Annotated in this window: 8 protein-coding genes and 1 pseudogene; 1 reads left to right on the top strand and 8 read right to left on the bottom strand. The window is 47.0% G+C overall.

The genetic code is table 11. From position 1 onward, the window contains the following. From Q3W13_RS24230 to pdhA, 7 genes and pseudogenes are all read right to left on the bottom strand, one after another. Positions 1–794 (bottom strand): annotated as a pseudogene (locus Q3W13_RS24230) (collagen-like protein); the annotation flags it as partial. Between the two features lie 33 nt (positions 795–827). Beyond that, a complete protein-coding gene (locus Q3W13_RS24225) occupies positions 828–10,637 on the bottom strand; it encodes a LysM peptidoglycan-binding domain-containing protein (RefSeq protein WP_302868468.1) in 9,810 nt (3,269 codons plus the stop codon). Positions 10,638–10,664: 27 nt separating this feature from the next. Continuing rightward, a complete protein-coding gene (locus Q3W13_RS24220; protein ID WP_302868466.1) occupies positions 10,665–11,762 on the bottom strand; it encodes a hypothetical protein in 1,098 nt (365 codons plus the stop codon). A 6-nt stretch (positions 11,763–11,768) separates the two neighbouring features. After that, positions 11,769–15,446 carry a hypothetical protein gene (locus tag Q3W13_RS24215; RefSeq protein WP_302868465.1) on the bottom strand — a complete coding sequence of 1,226 codons (3,678 nt, stop codon included), beginning with the start codon at positions 15,444–15,446 and terminating at the stop codon, positions 11,769–11,771. 179 nt (positions 15,447–15,625) lie between these two features. Beyond that, positions 15,626–16,402: a zinc-dependent peptidase gene (locus Q3W13_RS24210; protein WP_302868463.1), complete on the bottom strand. Its 777-nt coding sequence runs from the start codon at positions 16,400–16,402 to the stop codon at positions 15,626–15,628. Between the two features lie 98 nt (positions 16,403–16,500). Continuing rightward, positions 16,501–18,216, bottom strand: a complete 1,716-nt coding sequence (locus Q3W13_RS24205; protein WP_302868461.1) for a pyruvate dehydrogenase complex dihydrolipoamide acetyltransferase — start codon at positions 18,214–18,216, stop codon at positions 16,501–16,503. A 50-nt stretch (positions 18,217–18,266) separates the two neighbouring features. Further along, positions 18,267–19,262 carry a pyruvate dehydrogenase (acetyl-transferring) E1 component subunit alpha gene (gene pdhA, locus Q3W13_RS24200; RefSeq protein ID WP_302868459.1) on the bottom strand — a complete coding sequence of 332 codons (996 nt, stop codon included), beginning with the start codon at positions 19,260–19,262 and terminating at the stop codon, positions 18,267–18,269. Positions 19,263–19,677: 415 nt separating this feature from the next. On the opposite strand from pdhA, the gene Q3W13_RS24195 reads away from it, so the two are divergent. After that, positions 19,678–20,268, top strand: coding sequence for a C40 family peptidase (locus tag Q3W13_RS24195; RefSeq protein ID WP_302868457.1), 591 nt, complete (start codon positions 19,678–19,680; stop codon positions 20,266–20,268). A 218-nt stretch (positions 20,269–20,486) separates the two neighbouring features. Here Q3W13_RS24195 and Q3W13_RS24190 read toward each other — a convergent pair whose 3' ends face one another. Then, a complete protein-coding gene (locus Q3W13_RS24190; RefSeq protein ID WP_302868455.1) occupies positions 20,487–22,013 on the bottom strand; it encodes a PLP-dependent aminotransferase family protein in 1,527 nt (508 codons plus the stop codon). Positions 22,014–22,100 lie beyond the last annotated feature (87 nt).

Genomic DNA, 22,100 nt, shown 5'->3' with positions numbered 1-22,100 from the left:
CCGCCGGGATTACCATCATTGCCGGTTGGGCCGGTTGGACCGGTTCCGCCGGGATTACCATCATTGCCGGTTGGGCCTGTAGGGCCGGTTGCGCCGGGGTTACCATCATTGCCGGTTGGGCCTGTAGGGCCGGTTGCGCCGGGGTTACCATCATTGCCTGTTGGGCCGGTTGGGCCCGTATCACCGGTAGCGCCCGGGTTGCCGTCGTTGCCTGTCGGGCCGGTTGGGCCTGTATCACCGGTAGCGCCCGGATTGCCATCGTTACCTGTTGGGCCGGTTGGGCCCGTATCACCGGTAGCGCCCGGATTGCCATCGTTGCCTGTCGGGCCGGTGGGACCGGTATCACCTGTGGCGCCCGGATTGCCGTCATTACCCGTTGGGCCGGTTGGGCCTGTATCACCGGTAGCGCCCGGATTGCCATCGTTACCTGTCGGGCCGGTTGGGCCTGTATCACCGGTAGCGCCGGTATCGCCCGTGGGTCCTGTCGGACCAGTCGGGCCGGTTTCCCCGGTAATTCCATTCAATATCATGTAGCTCCAGGTAGAGCCGGGATATCCTGTAGGACCGGTGCCTCCGGTGGGACCAGTGTCGCCAGTCGGACCGATATCGCCTGTCGGGCCTGTATCACCGGTTACGCCGGTAATTCCTGTTTCACCAGTAGGGCCGGCATCGCCGGTAGGTCCGGTTGGCCCTGTCGGACCTGTTGGGCCGGTCGGACCGGTTTCATCCTGGCTCCCGCCAACCTGCGGGTTTTCCGCCTTTGCTTTTTTAGGATCGTCTTTTTGATTTTCCATTTTCCCTTTTTTTATTTTAACAAAACAGGATTGCTAATTCCATTGAATATCTTTTTCATTAAGGTATAAATTGCGTAACCGCAATACGGGCAGCTGTGTAGCAGACAGACTGGCAAACAACGAAATATCCAGATTCAACTGCGCGTTGGTGGTAACCGGGTTATTAACTGAGAACCATTTTTCAATCAGTGCGGTCAGCTGGCAAACAATTGCGCTGTCCGGGGTTATCTTATCCGGGTCAACCGGGCATAAACTTGTATCCCAATCCGCGGGGATATCAAAAGTGAGCGGCGTGGTTATGCTGACGGGGATCTCGGTCCTCAATCCATCTATGCCTTCCTGTATATTGTAGCTATAATTGATACCAAATTTGATTTGCCGTGTAGTGATTTGACCGGCCAGCTCAATAAACAATTGTTGCAGGAAATTGCTCAGGTACAGCTGTAATGGCTGCTTGCCCTCACCGGTTGTGTAATCAGCAATATTTATTATAATGTCAGGATCCAGTAAAGGCGTCAGTACGCTTACAAAACGGATGGTCGGCGTAGTATAAATAAAATCGGTATTGGTTTCAATTCCAGGAACAAGTATCTTATTCCGGATAACTGATATCCCCGACCATACATTTTCCTGGTTGATAATATTAAACTTACTAAAGCCAACATTCCGCTGGGCTATCGACTTGCCGTCTGCCGGACTCAGATAAGTCCTTTCTCCATTATTTTCAGTGTAATAGGCAAAATGCTTCTTGCCAGGCTCATCCACAAGTGTATCGGTCTTAAACCCTGAAATACTGATTTCTGGTATCTGGAAACCTGTCCCGGTTACAGAAGTGACTTTTATCAGTAACGCAAGCTGGTCTTCTTCTTCAGTTTCGCCTTTAATTGTGGTTTCGCCTTCAACTATTTCGTATTTACATTCAGCTTGTGCAGCAGCCATATCGCCATACAAGCTTTGGTTTTCCTGCCATTTCCCCCATGCTCCCGCTACGCGCCCTGCCAGCCACGCAAACGACTGCATGGCCGTGTACGCATATTCCGGGTTCGACTGGTCAAGCAGGTACTGCGCAAAATCCCGTTGTATGCCAGTATAAGCTGAAGAAAACTGAAGCAATGCGGCAAACAGATCAGGATCTTCCTCATCAGTAAACCGCGCCGCTCTAAAAGTTTCAAGCGGAACATTCAGAATAACGTCGGTATTAATGGTATCCTGATCTGCCCTCAGGTAATCATAAGTATAGCTATAATCCCATTGTTTTGCCTTCTCCAGTTTATTTTCTACGGCTACAGCCTGCAAGGCGTCCTGCCCTATCGTCGAAAATGTTTGTGCTGTAAGTGACGGCGAAGTAGGATAAGCCCTTAACGGCACCGGTATTTTAAGGCTCCCCAATTCAGTGTCTACGCCATTGAATGGCAGAATGAAAGTTAGCCATGACGAAGATTTATAACCGTCAATACTGGTTACCTCCTGAATATTATGCTCTACAGAATTGATCTGATATTGCAGGTCTATCGGGAAGAAACCGCTTTCCAGGTGCAGGTTATTTTCTTTCTTTGAATTGAACAGGATTGTCAGATATGATTGGTCGCCTGCAGATCCGTCAGAGTTTTCCAGCGAGAATCGCGTGGTGGAAAATGCATAAGCCTGCTGGTCTGTTTGCGTAGTGTTGTTAGGATCAACTACCTTACCGAAAAGGTTTGGTGCAAAAGCCTCAGGATCTTTATATTGCGAGGTCACGTCCACATTAAACTGCAGCACCGTATCGATAGCGTAAGCGTTCGACAGGCTGATAAGCAATTCCTGTTTTAGCCTTTCCTGTGCGTTTTGCAGGTTTTGAGCGCCAGGTACGTTGCCATCTTCCAGAACCGTTGCCATATGCTTCACAATATTATCCGCCAGTGTTTTCTTGGTATCGATAACCGACTGATAAGGATATGGAACTTTGTCGCCCTTTTCGCTTATCCCGTTTTCAACCTGCCAGGCCGGTATGGCAAAATCAGCTTGCAGAAAGGTATCGATGGCAGCCAGGCAGGTTTGCGCAAGCTTTTCGATATCGATGCCGTTGAAGGCGGCCTCACCCGGTGTCATTTCCCAAATCGGCGTACCGGATACATAAGGGTATATTTTCACTTTATCCCTCGACATCAGGTGTGTTGACAATGGCAGCAGCGCGAAATAAAAAGGATTGCCGCTATTGGTGACAGAGAACTGTATGCCGGTGGCTGAATCGTTGAAACGAACTACCCAAATTTCAATTGCGCCGTCGTCCTGAACGCCGATCTGTGGCGTGCCCGAAGCAGCTTTCAGCTCAGGAAACGCGTCCTGCAGCTTTTCGGCAAATTGCTGTATGGTGATAGAATTGCTGTTGTCGGCCGGCGAATTTTTCTTAAGGTTAGGACCAAGCACCGATGTTGAAAAGAGTACCGATGGTTCATCTTTAAAGTTGTCATCGACCAGGTTAAGGTCCCGCGACAGCGTGATGCTCGTTACCAGGGCAAACAGGCTTTCCGGGTTTTTGTCGCTTACCGGTGTATCAATAATCTGGTCTGCCGGTATGAGTTTAAGAGGCACAATAATGGTTTCGCCATTTACCAGCTTGCCATCAAGCGGAATTGAAGGGTTTATCCTGCGGATATTCTGCGGCGTGGTTCCATACTCCTGCGCTAATTCGTCTAATGTTTCATCATCACCCGCTACAATATAAAACACATACGCATCTGGCTCCGCTGCAAGTATCTCTCCCAGGTACTGGTAAATGGCCAGCACCATATTAATTAAGGTCTCTTTTGCAGTTGATTCAACAGCTGATATACTTTCAGTTCCTTCAAGCGAATTACTGATCGATACTTTCATGTCTTCCTGTATCAGCTGATAGTAGATCTGTTTATAGGCTTCACGATCGGTGGTAGCCCGCTGCCGCCAGCTTAGGTCGCCTGCTTCAACCGGCACATAGCTGGTTGGATTAAAGGCCAGCGTAATGGATAAGGCTGGTGTGTCTTCTGAATTCTTTTCAACTATGTACGATGCAGAAACACTTGGGTACAAACTAATACCAATAACCGGATCGATATAACCTATTTTTTGCGGCGGCAGTACAGTAGTTTCGCCCACATTGGTAAACGATGTAAGGTTTCCAAAAATATCCTGCCATCTCATATCAATCTGCACGGTTTTACTAACTGCACGGTATGGGTTCTCCTGCTCCGGCGGCACATCCCCGACAGGTTGCGTCGACATTGTTTTTACGAAAGGATATACAGGGACAATCCTGTCGTACAAATAATCCTCATCGTCCGCTGCCGAAGGCCGTTCAACGTTATCGAGGTCTGACGGCGGCACATAGCTATGGTCTCCCGGAGCTACCGGCAGTCCCGGTACGCTTGCATTAAAGTCGTCGTTATCACCAATATTGTAACCTAACAGGTTATATAATTGCTGCAAATTCAGCTCGGCCGGCTCTATCTTGTCAACTTTTGCAGGGTTTTTCCGCTTCATTGCAAAGCCAATATTACCCGGCGGAACGGTGGCTACCTTAACCTCAATCCTGGTATTAAATGTCAGTGGTCCGGTGAACAGTCCGCCAACGTTTTTATTCGCATGGGCCAGCGCAATAATGCTGATACTGTGCTTCTCTGCAACCGACTCCAGGGTTTCTGCTGCTCCTGCGGTATACTTCAACTGATTGGCGTTTAAAGCCGGTGCCGGGATGTTTAATCGTGCTCCTTGCCTGAAAACAGCCTTCACATTTTGAACGGCTATTTTGCTGACTGATGTGCTGTAACGTTTAGCTATCTGCTGCAGTGTGTCTTTTTCTCCCGGAGTTATTCCCCCTACTGTCTGCTCAAGCGTCTCCACGTACAATATTTCATCCTGTATATTAATCGGGTCACGGATTACGGCGCTGTTGAGGAAGTTCAACAATACATCATTGGTAATATTGTATGTAACCACCAGCGTAATAATGTTATCGGTATTGCCATTAAACAAGTATTCCGGCAAGCCGTTTTTGCTGTCTTTTATCAGGTAATAAAAATAATAGCCCCCGGTGCCAACTACTGCCGCTTCCCAGGCATATTTCAAGAAATCTATCTGCGTCATGCCCAATAGGTTCTCCTGGACACCGGGGGCTGTCGTCGTTTTAAGCGCTGATACTGACTGCGGCGGATTGGATAGCGTCGACAAATTGGTTTGCAGCAGGTACATGCTGGTATTGGCCGGCGCGTTTGACATTAATCCGGATGGTGGCTCGGTCTGCCCTTCTTTTGCAGGCTCTTTGCTGTATAAAACATCTATCTGCTTAATGATATTCGTACCCGGATTTTGGCCATAGTACTCCAAAAGGTTTCTCAATAAGCCCATAGATGCCTGGTCGATGCCCTGCAGTTCATACACATTTGGCATCAGCTGCGTTGGATCTTCAGCCGACCTAACCTGTGTTAAACGCACGTCTATTGTAGTCGACCAGCTATAGTCGGCAATCGGCTCCGGTTTTCCGGCTTTCGTCTTCGTTTCCTGCACCTGCTTCAATAGCTGCACCTTGGGCGCTATAGCATCATAGCCGTTTAATAATGCGTTAAGATCATCCGGGAAGGCCCAAATAGATGGGTCTACGGTGTCCTGTAACCCGTTGGCGCCATTCGCAAGGGTAAGCGGAGCCGGCGATTGCCAGGTAATATTGTTGGGCAGGCTGAATTTGCGCGGCTGCACATCAAAAAGCGGGTTTGCCGCCAGCTCCAGTATATCTGGCTTAAGCGACGCATCTGCCAGGCCGGCAAGCGCGTCTATATCCTCCTGAAGCAAGGTGAATGGCAGCTCTGTTCCGCCTTTTGCGCCAAGGCCGAGCCAGTCTAAACTTTTTTCAAGCTTTAAGGTGAGTTGTTGGCCGATGGCTAAAGCCGATGCGTCTATTTGCTGACCTGATATTTCATACATCGCTTTCGGTTCGCCGATTTCCGAGTTTTCTTCAGGTACCGGCACCCTTAATCCTTGCAGCATAATATTTGCCGACAGCCCCGAAAGCTGCTCGAAATCATTATTTTCGTCCATCGCAGCGATCAGATCTGCAACAGTCATCGATTCGGCGAACGGAACCAGTATTTTCTTACCGGCGGGGAACAGCCCGGCAACCGATGTGTTTTCGGCAATAAGGCTGAGCACATCTATTCCGTATAGGCGTGCCACTGAAAGCAGGCTTTCTTCACTGCCGTTCCCGGCAGACGTAACGTGCGTAAAGCGTGGTATAACTACAGTAGCTCCTGGTATCAAGGTATTATTTTCTCCAAAAGCCGGCCGCATTTCAACCTGGTGCAGCATCGGTGTGGCACTGCAGGGGTTTGCCGCCTGCTGCCGCAGGTAAGTATTTGCCCGCAGAATTTCGTTCTGCTCAACATTAAACCGGCTGCTCAGCAATTCCAGCGTATCGTGATGCTTAACTGTATAATTCAACTGGCTGATGCTGAGTTGTGTACCCCCTCGCAGGGCACGTGTACGGTTGGAGTGGGCTAATTCTATGGCAGATATCCCAAAATTAGCGTTGTTGTTTACAATGTCATCTATGCTCTCGCCCTCTTCAACGGTGTATCCTAAAGCAGTAAGCCGGTCAATTCCCTTCTGGCAGGACTCCTTAGCCAACAGCGACATGTAGTCTATCAGCATAAAAGTAGCCAGCGATTGTTCTTCATCGTCTGCATTAAAGCCGCGCAGTTGCTGTTCAGCATCGTCGTCTCCCCCGTTCCGAACAGCCAGCTCATTAAAATATTGATGTATCAGCCTTAGCTGTTCCTGGTCATACGTATATTGCGCCTTCTCGTTGCTGAAATAAATATCTCCCCCGGGCGTTTCAAAAATCAGGTTCGGCAGCATCGGCAGGACGCTGACGCTGGTTTCCTCTACAACTTCTGTTGTGCGCGGCGGGATAATAACGGTTGCATCCAGGTAACCGGCCATGAATTTGTACACGTCATCCAGTGTAAATGGTTCCACCAGGTCGTCCTGCGAGAAATAGCATATAATTTTGTTCAGGTCTGCTGTACTGATTTCCTTATCGAGTATGGTTTGAACAGGCACTCCATCGCCTGGCTGGCTAAAGTATGCGCCCAACACCCAAAGGAAGGCGCCTTTGGCAAATTTGTTAAACGGATAGTCTTCCTCCACAGCTACGCCGTTTCGTACTACCGATTTTTTAGCCGATGGCTGATCAACCGAGCTTTCGAGATACAACATAGCTACAGCGCGGGCCTTTTGTCCGTTGGTGTCATCAGTGGCCGCAGTAAACTGTGGTATATAGGTAATCTGCAGCTCCACTTTGGTTGGCGGAATAACCGGCTGAAAATTCATCGGCGGAATAACAGGGCATTGGGTGTCATCATCCAGCGCTGTTAAGCTAAGCTGCCTGAAATGGGTAGCATACATGCTGCTGTTAATCCATGGCGTTGGTTGTTTTGAGCCGATAGTAAACGAAAACTCGATTGTGGTTGAGAACGACAAACTAATACTGATGCTGAATATACCCAGGTTGATCCGCACTTTTAGCGACACGCTCACTCCTGCCGACAGATTAATCAGGATAGGTTCATAGCTTTGGAAAACGATGCGCGCGGCAACGAATACCTTAAGGTCAACCTCCGCGGAAATGATCAGGAAATTAACTGCACCATAAACATGGCCGACAATGGATAGCTTGCCGAGGATATAATAGTAGGAAGGGTTATCTTTTATCGTGGTATCGTAATAATTAAACTGGGCAAAAGTGCCTTCCAAGATACCCTGGACAACAATGCTGATACCTGCCTTAAGTATACCCTTGTTAATCTCTTTACCAACCCCAACGCGTAAGCCAAGGCCAAATACAATTACCGGGCTAAAGTTACCATTGGTAGCGGCCGGTACATTCCCGGCTGTCTCTGCACTAAGCATACCGAAATAAAAACCGCCGGACCCGATGAACGGCAGCATTTGCAGACTGAATGATTCAGAGAAATTATCATTAGCAGGAAAGCCGAGATCGATCTTAAAGTCGCCGTTGGTGTAGATGTATATTTTGATGCTGGGCAGCGTAACAGACACTGCGCCGAAGTCTATCTGCCTTATCGCATCGGGTAACTTCAGGTAAACCTGGTAAACGCCCACGGTATCCGAAACCTTTTTATACAATATCTCAAATTTAAGGCCCTGGAACACCTTAGCTTTCGGTCCATTGGCGTACAGCGACAGGCCGTACAGGTCCGGATCGAAGAATACAATGCCGATGGCAAAAGAATCTACTATTACGAATTGGGTACCTATCAGCCAGTTGCTGGAGCTGTTAAATTTCAGGCCGGTACCGGCAATCGGGTTAGTGGGCTTAGCGGTGGTAGTTTCAAACGCAGCCTTAAGCAGATCAACAGCTTTCGCTACAGAATCTGGGGTCTTTTGATCGTCTTTAAGCGACACGTGCTGTCCCAGGCCCAGGAACTCGAGCCGGAACAGGTTTTCGCCCTGGCCCGGAACAGCGGGGGCTTTCTCAGGTTCGAGCACATTCCATGGCTGCGGCAGCGGCATTGCCCCACCCAGGAATGAACCTTCGGTGATCGCTATTTCAACCAGCGGCTTTTTATTAGGATCGTTTGGATAATAAGTGTAATACAGTGTAATTTCCTTAATATCTATAAAGCCCAAATTGATGCTTGGACGATAGCTTAGGCCGATCTTGTTTTTGGTGATATTGAAGGAGAAGCCAAAGTCCTTCAGCTTGATATTGTTCATTACATTCCACGGCGATGTTAATGTAATGTCTTCGCCGGTAGCCGCGCCAACCAGCCAGGCTATCATATCGCCCAGAGAAGTCTCGGTAGTGAACTGGAAACAAATAATACTGTCACCCTCGGTATTGTGGGTCAGCTTCGCTTCAAATACATTGTTAAGTATAAAAAGATAGTCGTTATAAGCGCCTTTAAAATCAACCCGTGCCTTTACAAGAATGTTTCCGAAACTAATTTCTCCCTGGATATAGCCCTTGTATGGCTGAAGCGAAGTTGGCGTATAGTCAATCTCGGTAAGACCGCTGATAACCAAAAGTTCGTCCAGTCCAAGGTCAAGCTGCCACTTAGCGCCCAGCTTAAAGCTGTAAGAATTTGGCTGCCCGAGGTTAAACGTTACCAATAATGAGGTGATAGTAATATCGACCACATCAAAACCGTGATAAGCTTCGGGCAGATAGGTCTCTATCAGATACTTTAAACTGATGTTGCTGCCTTCGCTCAATCCGCCGCTAAATACCCAGCCTTCTTCGGGCCCGTTGTATGCGGCAGACACAAACATTTCGGGCGCTTGTTCGTCGTCTTTCTTTCCTACTTTAAATTCGCCTATTATATTGCCGGTAGGTACGCCTGCCACATAGTTGATATTGAATGACACCGTCGTAACCGTGATCGTCGTGATAACAACCGGAATTTCAAGATCAGTAGTTAAGGAGGTTTCGAGCGAATAGGTAGTGTTTTTCGGGTCGATAACGATGTTAAGTATGCCAAGCTTTAGGGTATCTGGCAAGCTGTTGGCAATTCCTTCGCCCATCAGGTAAATTAATATGCCGCGTAAGTCGACAGGCGTCTCAGGGTCTAGCGCCCCCATAAACACATAGCTGGGGAACGATGCCGAAATAATAAAGTTTACCGCGCTGTCGCCGGTGCCAATGGTGATAGTGCCTTCAATAGCGACCGACGGATCGAACCTCCCGTTAAGATATAACATTGCAAAGTTAATCTCTACCGATGTTAGCCTTAAAAAATTCGGAATAAGCTGCCAGCTAAAGCTATCCCGGGTTCCGGTAGTTATGGCTATTTGGGTAATTGCTTTAGCTTTGGTGTCAAAAATCAACTGCCAGTCTGCAAGTACAAAATCGCTAATAAAAGGAATATTTGACGGCATTATAGCGAGCAGGTTTTCATTATTGGCCAAGGCTATCATTTCAGATATTCCCACATCAATCGTTTCCGGCATGATGGCACGCATAGTAAGTGAAGATGACTGTGTCGCTACAACAATTGCAACGCCTATGGTTTCGGTTTCACCATCAATCGTTTCTATAGGCATGGTCGATTCTATCAAAATCTCCAGCGTGGCTACGGGGCGACCTTTTTCATTTCCTTTATCTAAATTTGTAGCTAATGAATTCAGTGAAAATTCAAGAGTAAAGGTCGGCAGCGAGCCTAATGGCAGGCTGACCGTGCCAATAGCAGCAACGAGCTTCATCACAGGCACCGCTGTATCTACATCCGCAACGTAACCATCTTTACCTGTATTTAGGGATATACTACCTGTTACCTGCACCCTGTCGGCAGTGTTAAACAGAAAAGCCAGCGACTCCAACATACCGGTTAGCATCAAGTATCCGGTAAACATTAGCCCGTTTTCGTCCAGGGTGAACATCGGGTTATCAAGCGTACCGGCCTCGTTTCCGTAAAAGAACATGTATTGTATCCATTCATCCGGTTTCGCAGGGTTGAAAAAGCCGCTCCAATTACTGTTTTTAATAGCAGGAAAGCTCCGTCCAAAAGACCACCCATCCTTATCTTTTATGATGGCATAGGCAGTAACGGACATCGACGGTACACCCAAACTCACTGTAAATGTGAGTGCATTTATTATAGTGTTGAAGAAGATAATCGAATCGCCCTTACCTGTTACAGTAACGTTGGCCGCATTGAGTTGAGTTTTCGCCTCCTTAATAATCAAATCCTTATCAAGCAGATATTCTTCAAATATTTTGTCGATTTCAGGCGATGAGATCAACCCTGGCGAGAGCGTTAATACTCCGTCATGAATATTGGCATTCAGCAATTCGAATATTTCCTCAAGTGTCATCATATTGCCTGCATTATAAGTTCAATTTTTTTAAATAGTTGTTGTTACCACTACCGGATAATGGTTGCTAATCACTTTTCTTACAAACCCCCAGGCCTGATCCATATTGGTAGGCGGCAGTGCCGCGATTGGATTTGCAATGCTTACTCCTACAAAATTCGCTGTTGGAATGTCAAAATTACCGGCAGCTGCCGATAGGTTGCCAACCCCGGGTTGCGCCGCTGGTGGCGGTAAAGCCGGCAATGGCACATTTGCAGACTGAACCATCAGGTTAATAACAGAACCTGCGTTTGCTACTCCTCCTCCCGGTACCTTCTGAAAAATGTTATCATATGAACTGTCCAGGAATGTGGCCGGATCATTGCTGCTTTGAGGGTTGTTTTTTACCACGGTTTTAGCATTCACTGCATTTGTGGATGGCAGGTTGGTAAGATTATTATAATATATGTTACTTGTCCCAATAAAGTCAACGTTAAAATCACCCGATATCAAGCTGCCGTTGATCGCAGTGTACGTCGGATTATTGTTAAACTGGGTAATATAATTTAATGAAGGAAGCCGTAAAATACCATTGGCAGTCGCGGCGCCAAACATAGCATGATAAGAAATAACCGAAAAATTGTTGTTTGTATCGGTTGTGCGGAAAGTGACCACAAATGGCCTTCTTCCGCCGGTTTTACCCCAGCTTGAAGGGAATTGCACTGTATTGCCGGCTGTATCCTGGTGTCCGAGGCCATTTATCGGTATTGTATTTTGGCCGGTAGTGTAAGTTCCCGCGGCGTCAACCTGGACCGGAAGGAAATTTCGGTCCGTTCTGTAGAGCATAATGTAAGCTTCACTGTTTTTACCGCTGTCAATTGTGATAGATCGCCAGGGCGTATTGCCCGCATTAAAGCCCTGTAGCGCATTCAGCTGTATAATAATTGCTCCGGGCAAAATACCTGAAAGGTTATTTTTTATTTCGATCATGCAAAAAATGCTTGCATTTGTATTTTGCACCAATTGCGCAAAGTAGGTTACGTAATGCGGGCCGTTAGTGCCGTCATACTTACCCCGGTGGCCGGGCTTATTGACGTTTCTAATCCCAAACGTCTCAATATTCCAATGTAATAAGGTGATGTTAGCCATGTGGAATTATATATTTTGTATTCCGGTATCGGACGTTTCTTCAATAGCCGCTGTGGTCTTCTTCGGCTTGGCGTAATAAGCGGCATACCACGCCAATGTTGTTTTATCCACACCAGTTGCATCACCAAATAAGATGAACTGCGTGTCTGCCGAGCCCGGCAGCTTTTTGCCAAGCAGGCTTAGCTTAACATTATTAAATTTGAGCAGGTAAGCCAGATTAGTCTTTTCGGCGTCGTTATAATCCGAGATAAACGTAAAACTCTGTATATTAATGCTTAGCACACTTTGCAGGCTGAGTGTTTTTTGTCCGCCCACACCAGGTAATTTTATCCCGGCTTCAAGGCGTTTAATAGCGGTATCAGGGCTCCATGCAGTTGATATCTGGGACACAAAACCGGCTTTGGCTGCCAGGGCGCCCATGCTGCCCATGTTCAGGTTATAAAGCAAAGAATACCACCTGTTGATGAGTGTCTGCCCCGGGATGGTTGTGGGCGAGCGGATACCGATTTTCAGATAGCCTAAATCCGACGGTTTCGACTCTTCGCCGGTTTTGGCGTAAATCAAACCGGACAGGTTGATCGGGAATTTAGTGAACAGACTGTTTTTTCGCGGGTTGCTCTGGCTGATATCAAACGACATACGGCTCGGGTCAAATAAAAATGTCCTGTCCGTCGCCTCGCCCGAAACATTGTCAAGCACGAAAGACATGCCGACGTACAGATTTGCGAAATACAGCCCTATGTTGTGTGTATCTATCTGACCAGCGGCATCGCCGAAAGAGAACATGTCGAAAGAGTCAATCTCCTTAAAATTCATATAGCCCCAGAAAACAAAACGCGATGTGATGATTTCGGTATCGCCAGTATCAGATGTCCCGTTCATCTCTGACTGGTCGGTTATGGTATAAAACTGCGCCTTAACAATTTCAATGTAATTGAAAGTCTGGCTTTCAGGAACGAATTTATAAGTTTGATTGGGCTGCGTTAAGAAGGTATAGGTATTTACCCCGTTATGTTTTTCGTAGCTGCCGTCAAATTCAATGGTTTGTGTGCCAAGAGAATCGCCCATATTACTGTTTTGGAACCTGCCGGGCTCATCAAACCAGGCTGTGGTGGTCAACTGTATTTTACTGACGAAATCCTTTATTTCGGAGTTCTCAAAAACCACCTGCAGGGTAAGCACTTTAAAATCGTATAATTCGCGGGTACCGTTCGAGTCGGTTACCGGGGATGGCGCCTCCTGCACCGAGAAAATCATCGGATCGCCGCTGAGATGTGCGCTGATATCCTGGCTGGTACGGTAATCTTTGTCAACGTAGTCGATTAGCCCGAACAACGAACTTTTCGGCAGCGACAATTGCCCGTCGGCGTCGGGTTCAATGAAATTAATTTCGAGCCCGAAATGATGTGCGTAAAATTCATCGCGGTTAATACCGGCAAGCAAGCCCTTCAGATCATCCGGGAAATTTTCGACACCAATGTCTACCTTAAGTGCTATGATGCCATTCCAGAGGGGATTCTGGACTATGTTTAAAAAATTTGCGTAGCGCACATCGGTTTTAACATTCAGCTTGGCTGTCTCGATGTAAGCGGTGATCCACTTGGAAACAAGTATAGCATTTTGATTAAAAACGGAAGGGCTGGCCCATGACTGCGGGTCTTTTACCCGGTTCTCGAGGCTGCCCTCGGCAAACTTAAATATCAGGACGTTGCTGAAAAGGCCCTGATCGCTCCCTTTTCCCACATTGATGGTGAACGGCCAGTCGGATATGGTGATCTTGTTTAAGAAGTTACCCAGCGGCGCTGCTTCTGAGGCAACAAGGAACATCTGGTTGGATTGCATTACGTCACGCAGCTCTTTGGTAACGCCTCCTGCAAACTCCAGGCTGTAGGGTATGCCTTTACCTACGCTTTTAGCCAGTAACACAGATTGCCAGTTGAGGCCGAAATTTGGGACCGTAGCCAGCAGGCCCTGCGGTGTAGTGGTTACCAGGTTATCACTTTCACCGGCCTTAAGGCTGGCCGGCATTTGCAGGCTTATATCGATCGATGAAACCGCTTCGCGCCTTGCTGCTATCAATACCTGTTTTTCAAATTTCTGAATATCACTATAGGGAAATGAGGGGCCTGCGGTTACACCAGAATACGGCGCTACCGGCATAGACTGTGTCACTTCAGCCGGAAACAATGCCGCAACGATATTTTTAAGCTGGAGCATTTCATTGCTCACGTCGGCTACAATACCATCGTGACTGTACAAAGCGGCATCATTTGGCTGCGAATAATACACCGGGGTATCATTTGGCAACCCAACCACACCGCCGTCAAATGCCGTGTTAACCGGGTTTGGGTTGGGCCTTATGTTTATCCACGAGGTTTTGTAAGTACTGTCAAGCAGTGCCTGTGTGCCCTGCATCGCACCGAGCAATTCCTTATTGCCGCTGGCTTTGGCGCGCATATAGGCGTCGGCATGCCTTGTAAACAGCTCTATAGCATTGGCGGCAGACCATGCGTTTGCAGGTTTTGACACCGTTGCGTTTACTATCGGGAATACCGGCGCATAAGCGTTCTGTTTCGGCACAAATCTTAACACACTGCCATTGAATGCGGCAGATTTAGAAATAAATTGCACCGACTCTGCCCCGGAAAGTCCGCAAAGCAGGTAATCTGATACCAATTCTTCTGAAGCGGAGCTGTCTTCTAAAACCAGCTCGAAATCGCCTGACGGGGCCAGGTAATAGCGCGGTTTACCATCTGCAGGCGGCAACTCCTCGAAAACCAGCTTAGGCGGATGGTCACTGTCTGTCATTGGCGCCAGGCTTACCTTTTTTCCGTAAACGGTTCTGAAATAGCTCGGAAGTGCGTTCTGTCCTGCAAGTTCGATATACCAGCTGCCTTCGTTGTTCTGTTTCAGCAAAAACATAGTTCCCGTAAACGCAAGGTATGAACGGTCCGGATCGAGCGGAGCAACCGGGTCAAGCACGTAGTCAAACAGCACCTGCAGCCCGTCTTTTGCCGAGGTTTCAAACAAGGGATAATTTTGCGCTACTTTCTGGCTGTTGTAATTAATAATGTAATACAGCGATGCATTCCATCCGGTATCAGCGTTAGTTGAAAAATCGCCCAGGCTTACTTGTCCGGTTAATGCCCCTCTTTTTGTTCCCTGAAGTGGAATCTGAATATTGTATGGCTGCCTTGGCGGCGGGGCGCCATCATAGGGTGGGTATTCGCAGGTGAAGGCTATAATATTATCACTGTTGTCTTTTACCGGCATTACCGGCGCTGATTGCCGGAGCGGCATGGAATAATTAGCGAAATTAAATGAAACGTCTTCCGCTATAGTAACAGTCGCTTCTGGCGCTAAGGTATTAAGTACTGTTCCGCTACGGATAGTAGATGTTTCCAAAATATAATCAATCCACGCAAAGCCGGTATGTTCAGGACTGGGGTAATTTGTGCCAAAATATGTGGTTAGGGCGGCCGAGAGTTTGCCGAGATCAGCTTCGGCCGGTGCGGTTTTCAAAAACACATAAAAGCCCAGGTGGTCATCCCATGACGGATTAATATCGATAGAAGTTATGGAAGGATCAAGTATGGCAGATGTGAAATAAGCAAAAAAACCGGCATCTGTATTTGCCTCAACAATAAAGAGCTGACTGTCCAAAAAACGGTTGAATGTTATCATAAGGCGTTAGGTTAGTCTTGTAAAAAGGCCGGTCGTTTTCAGCCTCCGGGTCGCAAGTAGGATGGTCTGAAAAGCTGGTTTAAAGTTAAGGCAATTTTATCTACAATTAAAAATTTATTTTTAATTAAACAAGCCTGAGTACGAGATACTGCAATGGAGATTACTGTCTCCGGGAGGAATTAATTTGCAGGGCTTTGCCCGAATATCCTGCTCAGCATACTGTATAATTCCGGGTGCCGTGATTCAAACTGTTCAGGCTTCTCAAAAAAGTATTCAGACACCACGGCAAAAAATTCGGCTTCATTGGTGGTGGCATAGGGGTCGATATCTGAATGTCCCTTTTCGATTTTGTTTACCTCTTTGTGCATCATGCTTATCCACGGCTTGATATACTGATGCGCGAGGAATTGTTCTGGAATACCATCTGTTTCGCCATCGGCCTTATCTAATAAATGAACAAACTCATGAACAGCGGTATTCGATTTACCGGCCTGGCCCGAAAATCCCTTTACCAGCGCACTGCGCGATAGCAGCATCTGGCCGTTCATATATCCCGTACCCACCATCCCCATAATATTGCGACCGCCGGCCTCCTCGTATTGAAAATCCTTATCAAAAGTGTCGGGATACAGCAAAACATTGGTGACATTCCTGTAGCTCCAATCCTTAAACCTGAAAATTGGTATTACGGCACTGGACGCCACCATTAGTCTGTCGGTGTCAGTCAGCTCAAAACCAACGGCTTCAATGTTCACGTCATCTAAAAATTGCTCTATCTTGTCCTCAAAGTAAAGCTTGTCTGTATCCGAAAGGTTTTTGTAGTAATTTACATGCTTAGCCAGCAATGCTTTTTGTGCATCGTTTAAAATATGCTGTGTAAGTCCTTCACGTTTACGCCGCCATTGAAACAGGCTATAACTAATAACGATGGCGATAAGAATGGCGAAAAATATCATGGCTAACGCATCAGGGTATTAAAAAAGCGATAAACCTTCCGGCCTATCGCTTTCTATATTCTAAATCCGAAATCGAAAATCCGGGTTCCGAAATCAAATTAAATCAACAGCCTCACCGGTTCTTCCAGCAATGCCTTAAGCGTTTGCAGGAACGCGGCGCCTGTTGCGCCGTCAACCACGCGATGGTCGCAGCTCAGGGTTACTTTCATTACGTTGCCAGGTACTACGGCGCCGTTTTTAACAACCGGCACCTGCTGTATTCCTGCAACGGCAAGGATACAAGCGTTTGGCGTATTAATGATAGCGGTAAACTCGTCAACGCCGAACATACCTAAGTTAGAGATGGTAAAGGTAGAGCCTTCCATTTCGTTTGGCTGCAGTTTCTTAGACTTTGCCTTGCCTGCAAACTCTTTTACTTCGGCACTGATATGGCTTAACGATTTACCGTCGGCAAATTTGATAACCGGCACCAGCAGACCCTCGTCAACCGCTACGGCTACGCCGATGTGCACATGCTCATTGGTTCGGATCTTATCACCCAGGAACGATGAGTTAATGGCAGGGTGCTGTTTCAATGCCACCGCACACGCTTTAACCACAAAGTCGTTAAATGATATTTTAACCGGTGCGATCTCATTGATACGGGTGCGGGCTGCAACAGCCTGGTCCATATCGATGGTCATCGTTACGTAGAAATGCGGCGCGGTGAACAAGCTTTCGCTCAGGCGGCGGCTGATAGCCTTGCGCATTTGCGTAACATTCTTTTCGGTGAACTTCTCTTCGCCGGTAAACGTTGGCAATTGGGGAGCAGTGGCAGTAGTTGGAATAGCAGTCGCTGGTGCAGCTGCCTGAGGTCCTTTACTGCTACTTTCCGCCGCTACTACTGCTGGTTTAGCAGCCGGAACATATTCTTCAACATCTTTCTTGATAATGCGGCCGCCTTCTGCGCTGCCTTTTACATCATTAAGATTAATGCCTCTTTCCTTTGCAATTTTACGGGCCAGCGGTGAAGCCTTTACGCGGCTGTCGTCAGCCGAAGAAGAGGCAGCGGCAGTTTCTGTAGTGGCAGCTGCCTCAGCTCCTTTCGGCGCTTCTTCACTGCTGCTGCTTTCACCTGCTACTTCTTCTCCTTCATCATCACTCAGCAACGGTGTAATATCCGTGCCCGCTTTACCTACAATAGCGATAATGCCATTAACAGGCGCGGCTTCGCCTTCTTTAGGGCCTATATATAATAAGGTACCGTTTTCGTAACCAACAACCTCCATGGTGGCTTTGTCGGTTTCTACATCGGCAAGCGAATCGTCGCTTTTTACAGTATCGCCAACTTTAAAATTCCATTTGTTGATAACGCCCTCGGTCATGGTATCGCTGAGGGCGGGCATGCGGATAACGGTTGCAGGGATGCTGCTTTTATCAACTTTCGGTTTTGCCGGGGTTGCATCGGCGGGTTTTTTATCTTCGGCAGCTTTAGGCGCTTTGTCTTTTTTTGCCGGTTCGGCTTTCGCTTCTTCCTTTGGGGCCTCTGCAGCAGGAGCAGCGCCGCCTTCGCCAAGTGCAGACTTATAATCTTCGCCTTCTTTGCCTAAAACAGCAATAACGGCATCAACCGGAACAGCCTGGCCTTCCTCTACGCCAACGTAAAGCAGGGTGCCTTCCTGGTACGACTCAAAATCCATAGTGGCTTTGTCGGTTTCTATCTCGGCCAATACGTCGCCGGGTTTTACCTTATCACCAACTTTTTTATGCCATTTAGCCAATACCCCTTCGGTCATGGTATCGCTCATTTTTGGCATTTTAACTACTTCGGCCATATATTATCTTAATTCAATAGGTCTTAATAAAATCCAGTTTAATATAACTACTAGCTCCTGATGTAAGGATAATCCTGCTGAACGTAAACGTCAGTATAAAGTTCTGATGCATCAGGCCATGGCGACTCTTCAGCAAACCTTACCGATTCATCCACCTCTGCCTTTACTTTAGCCTCTATCTCCTCGAACCATTTCTCGTCAGCATAACCTTCAGAAAGGATGGTATGTTTGGTTAATTCGATAGGATCCTTTGCTTTGTAGGACTCCAGCTCTTCCTTGGTGCGGTATTTTTGCGGATCGGACATCGAGTGGCCTTTATAGCGGTAAGTACGCATCTCCAGGAAGGTCGGGCCTTCACCGGCACGGGCACGCTGAACGGCTTCGTCCATGGCTTTATGTACCGCAGCAGGATCCATACCGTCAACAGGCGACGAAGGGATGCCATAAGGAATACCTATTTTATAGATGTCGGTATCAGCAGTGGTGCGGGCTACCGAAGTACCCATGGCGTAACCATTGTTCTCGCAAACAAAAATTACCGGCAGCTTCCACAGGGCAGCCATGTTAAAGGTTTCAGTTAATGCGCCCTGGCGAACGGCGCCGTCGCCCATATAGGCAACGTTTACAAAACCGGTTCCTTTATATTTCTCGGCAAAGGCTATACCTGCACCCAGCGGAACCTGGCCGCCTACGATACCGTGACCGCCGTAAAAATGTTTTTCTTTGTCGAACATGTGCATCGAGCCGCCCTTACCTTTCGAGCAGCCGGTAGCCTTGCCATACAGCTCGGCCATTATCGCGTTCGATGATACACCTTTTGCCATTGCATGCGCATGGTCTCGGTAAGCGGTGATCATGCTGTCCTCAGGTTTCAGTACCGACATGGCGCCTGCCAATACAGCTTCCTGGCCTATATATAAGTGGCAAAAGCCCCTTATTTTTTGCTGACCGTATAGTTGTCCGGCTTTTTCTTCAAACCGTCTCATCAAAAGCATGGCCTCATACCACATCAGGTATGTATCCTTATTTATTTCGATTGAACTCATGTATTATTAAAGAATCAATTTAATTACAATGCGCAAATCTAATTATATCCTTGAAATATAGAAACCGGAAAAGGGGTGTAAAAGGCTGATTTTTTAAAAACACGTGTAATCTTTACAATAACCCTGTAAAACCAGGTCCGCGATAACTAATTTTCAGGCAAAAATTATCGCTGCAGAATTAAAAAATTAACCAAATGTTAAAATGTTGATAACCAATGAAATGCGACAATGCATGCAATTTTTACATTTGTCTAAATAAATACGCAGCTAATTAACACTTGCCTGCAAATGTTGAAAAAAAACGTTCACTTAGTTGCAATTTTAAAAAATTTAAATAGTTTTGTAGCCAACAATAGACAGGGTGTCCAATTTAATAAACAATTTGTTGGCCTAATACAACAAACTAATTGATTAAATGAAGAAAATTACTATCGTTATTGCATTATTTGTCAGCACTTTAGCTGCCCAGGCTCAAACAAAAACCAGTCCAGCCACTACAGACGACAAAAATTCTGACGAACAGGAATCACTCGCGAAAGATTATTTATCCCAGATCATGGGGGTTGCGATGTCGGCAACATCTAACATGAAACTTTTTCACTTTGTTTACGACTGGATCGGCACCCCGTACCGTTTCGGCGGCGACTCGCGCAAAGGGATAGATTGTTCGGCATTTACCAAAGAATTATACAGCAGCGTTTTTAACATGGATATCGAGCGCAACTCGCGCGACATCTTCAGCATGGTTAGCCCGGTTAAACGCGACGAGCTGAAAGAAGGCGATTTGGTTTTCTTTAAAATACACAGCCGCAGGATATCGCACGTAGGCATATACCTGGGCAACGATAAATTTGCACATGCATCATCGCGCGGCGTAGCCATCAGCAGCCTCGACGATGCCTATTATAAGCGTTATTTTTACCGCGGCGGCCGTATGCTCGAGTCGTTTAAGGCCGAGCTGGAAAAACAAAGTTCAGACAACAGCAGTTCAGCGAATAGCAACTAAACTTATTATAAACCTAATTGATTTGAATCCCTTCCTAACCCGGAGGGATTTTTTGTTTTGATGGATTGGACAACTCAAAGGGTTCGGTTTTTGCACACACGAATAACCCCGAACACTACAAAACATTGATTTTAATTTGTAAAATACCGATGATCAACAGTTTGATTAAAAACAAGTCCTACGTCCGGACTGATTAAAGAGCTATAAATTTTTACCAATTATTTTGCAGCAAATGACCTGAGGGCCTGTTTCCATATTTCTATTGCTCCGGCCATTTCTTTTTCATCTAAAGAACAGTAACCAACGCGTATAAAGTTGTTGGGCGTACTATTACCGGGTTGAAAAAAATAGTTGCTGCCGTCACTGATCTTTAGTCCCAACCTTCCCGCATTAGCTGCAACTTCCCTGGCGCTTATATCCTTTCTGTAGGCTGCCCATATTGCCAAACCACCATCCGGACGCTCAAACGTTAAATATTCCTCCAACCGCGTCCGAAGCAATCGGCAGGTATTTTCCAACCGCTCTTTGTAAATCTTGTGCGACTTTTTTAAATGCCGGGATATTTCGCCAGTGTTCAAAAGTTCGGCAGTGGCCTCCTCAAGTAACTGTTCGCCCTGCCGGTCTATCAATTTGCGAATAGCGGCAGCTTCGTTTATCACCGGTTCAGGAGCTACCATAAACCCTATCCGGATGCCGGGAGCAATACTTTTGCAAAAAGAACCGACATAAATAATATGCCGTCCCATATCCAGGCTCGCCAATGGCAAAAGCGGATCGCTTGTAAAGTGATAGTCAAAATCATAGTCATCTTCAAGCAAAGCAAATCCATACATGGTCGCCAGGTTCATAAGCCGCATGCGTCGCTCTGCACACAGGGTAACCGTTGTGGGCCGGTGATGATGTGGAATAACATAGATCATCTTAGGGACCTTCTTTTTGCAGAGCTGCTCAATCCTGTCCACATCCATCCCATCTTTATCTACCGGAATATATACCAGCTTAGCCCCCGCCAGTTCAAAAGCCTGATTTGCATCCCTGTACCCTGGTTCCGGAACAAATACCGTATCCCCGGGGCTGATAAGCAGCTGCGTCGTTAAATAGATCGCCATCTGCGTCCCTTTAGTTATCAATATTTCATTTTCGGTTACCTGCATTCCCCTCGTCCGGTTTAAGAAATTGGCCAGTTCAACCCGGAGACGATAAGAGCCCTGTTCCGGGCCGTACATCAGGAACCGCTCTGCAAAGTGGTTCTTTCCTAATCTCCTGTATTCCCTCACCAGTTCATCAATAGGGGCAATCCTTGGATCAGGAAAACCGTCATCAATTTTATATAATGGCGGCAATGCTCCCCGGCTGTTGGTGTCTGAATCTGAATTTGCTTGAGTTGCAGTATCAAAAGTCCGCTTATTTACCAACGAATACGCAGGTTGCCGGTTACTCGTCAGTTGTTTGTTATTTTGGTCGATTGAACGAGCCGGAGTTTCAGGCAAGTTACCCGCGACATACACGCCGCTTCTTTCTTTGGTTTCCACCCAGCCCTGCGCATCTAATTCCTCATATGCGGCTACTACGGTTTTACGATTGAGCTGCAGAACTTGTGCCAGCTCACGCGATGGCGGAAGGGCCTGTCCAGGCTTCAGTATGCCCCGGCAAATCAACTGAATAATTTCCGATTCTAGTTGCCGGTATAAAGCCCCGCGTTCTCCGTCTTTTTTTAACGAAATGTCACGAAATTTGTTGATCATACCTGGCCCCCTGTATATTTCAAAATTGGCCCACTAAGGTAACCAAATTAGCAACTAATTTTGCCTTGAGGTTCAGTAAAATCATAC

Source organism: Mucilaginibacter sp. L3T2-6, assembly GCF_030519355.1.
In the GTDB taxonomy this organism is placed as follows: domain Bacteria; phylum Bacteroidota; class Bacteroidia; order Sphingobacteriales; family Sphingobacteriaceae; genus Mucilaginibacter.
This window is presented reverse-complemented; position numbering and strand designations above follow the sequence as displayed.

Coding starts and splice junctions, on each gene's coding strand:
- Q3W13_RS24195 (WP_302868457.1), top strand. CDS start 19,678: ATGAAGAAAATTACTATCGTTATTGCATTATTTGTCAGCACTTTAGCT.
- Q3W13_RS24190 (WP_302868455.1), bottom strand. CDS start 22,013: ATGATCAACAAATTTCGTGACATTTCGTTAAAAAAAGACGGAGAACGC.
- Q3W13_RS24220 (WP_302868466.1), bottom strand. CDS start 11,762: ATGGCTAACATCACCTTATTACATTGGAATATTGAGACGTTTGGGATT.
- pdhA (WP_302868459.1), bottom strand. CDS start 19,262: ATGAGTTCAATCGAAATAAATAAGGATACATACCTGATGTGGTATGAG.
- Q3W13_RS24210 (WP_302868463.1), bottom strand. CDS start 16,402: ATGATATTTTTCGCCATTCTTATCGCCATCGTTATTAGTTATAGCCTG.
- Q3W13_RS24215 (WP_302868465.1), bottom strand. CDS start 15,446: ATGATAACATTCAACCGTTTTTTGGACAGTCAGCTCTTTATTGTTGAG.
- Q3W13_RS24205 (WP_302868461.1), bottom strand. CDS start 18,216: ATGGCCGAAGTAGTTAAAATGCCAAAAATGAGCGATACCATGACCGAA.
- Q3W13_RS24225 (WP_302868468.1), bottom strand. CDS start 10,637: ATGATGACACTTGAGGAAATATTCGAATTGCTGAATGCCAATATTCAT.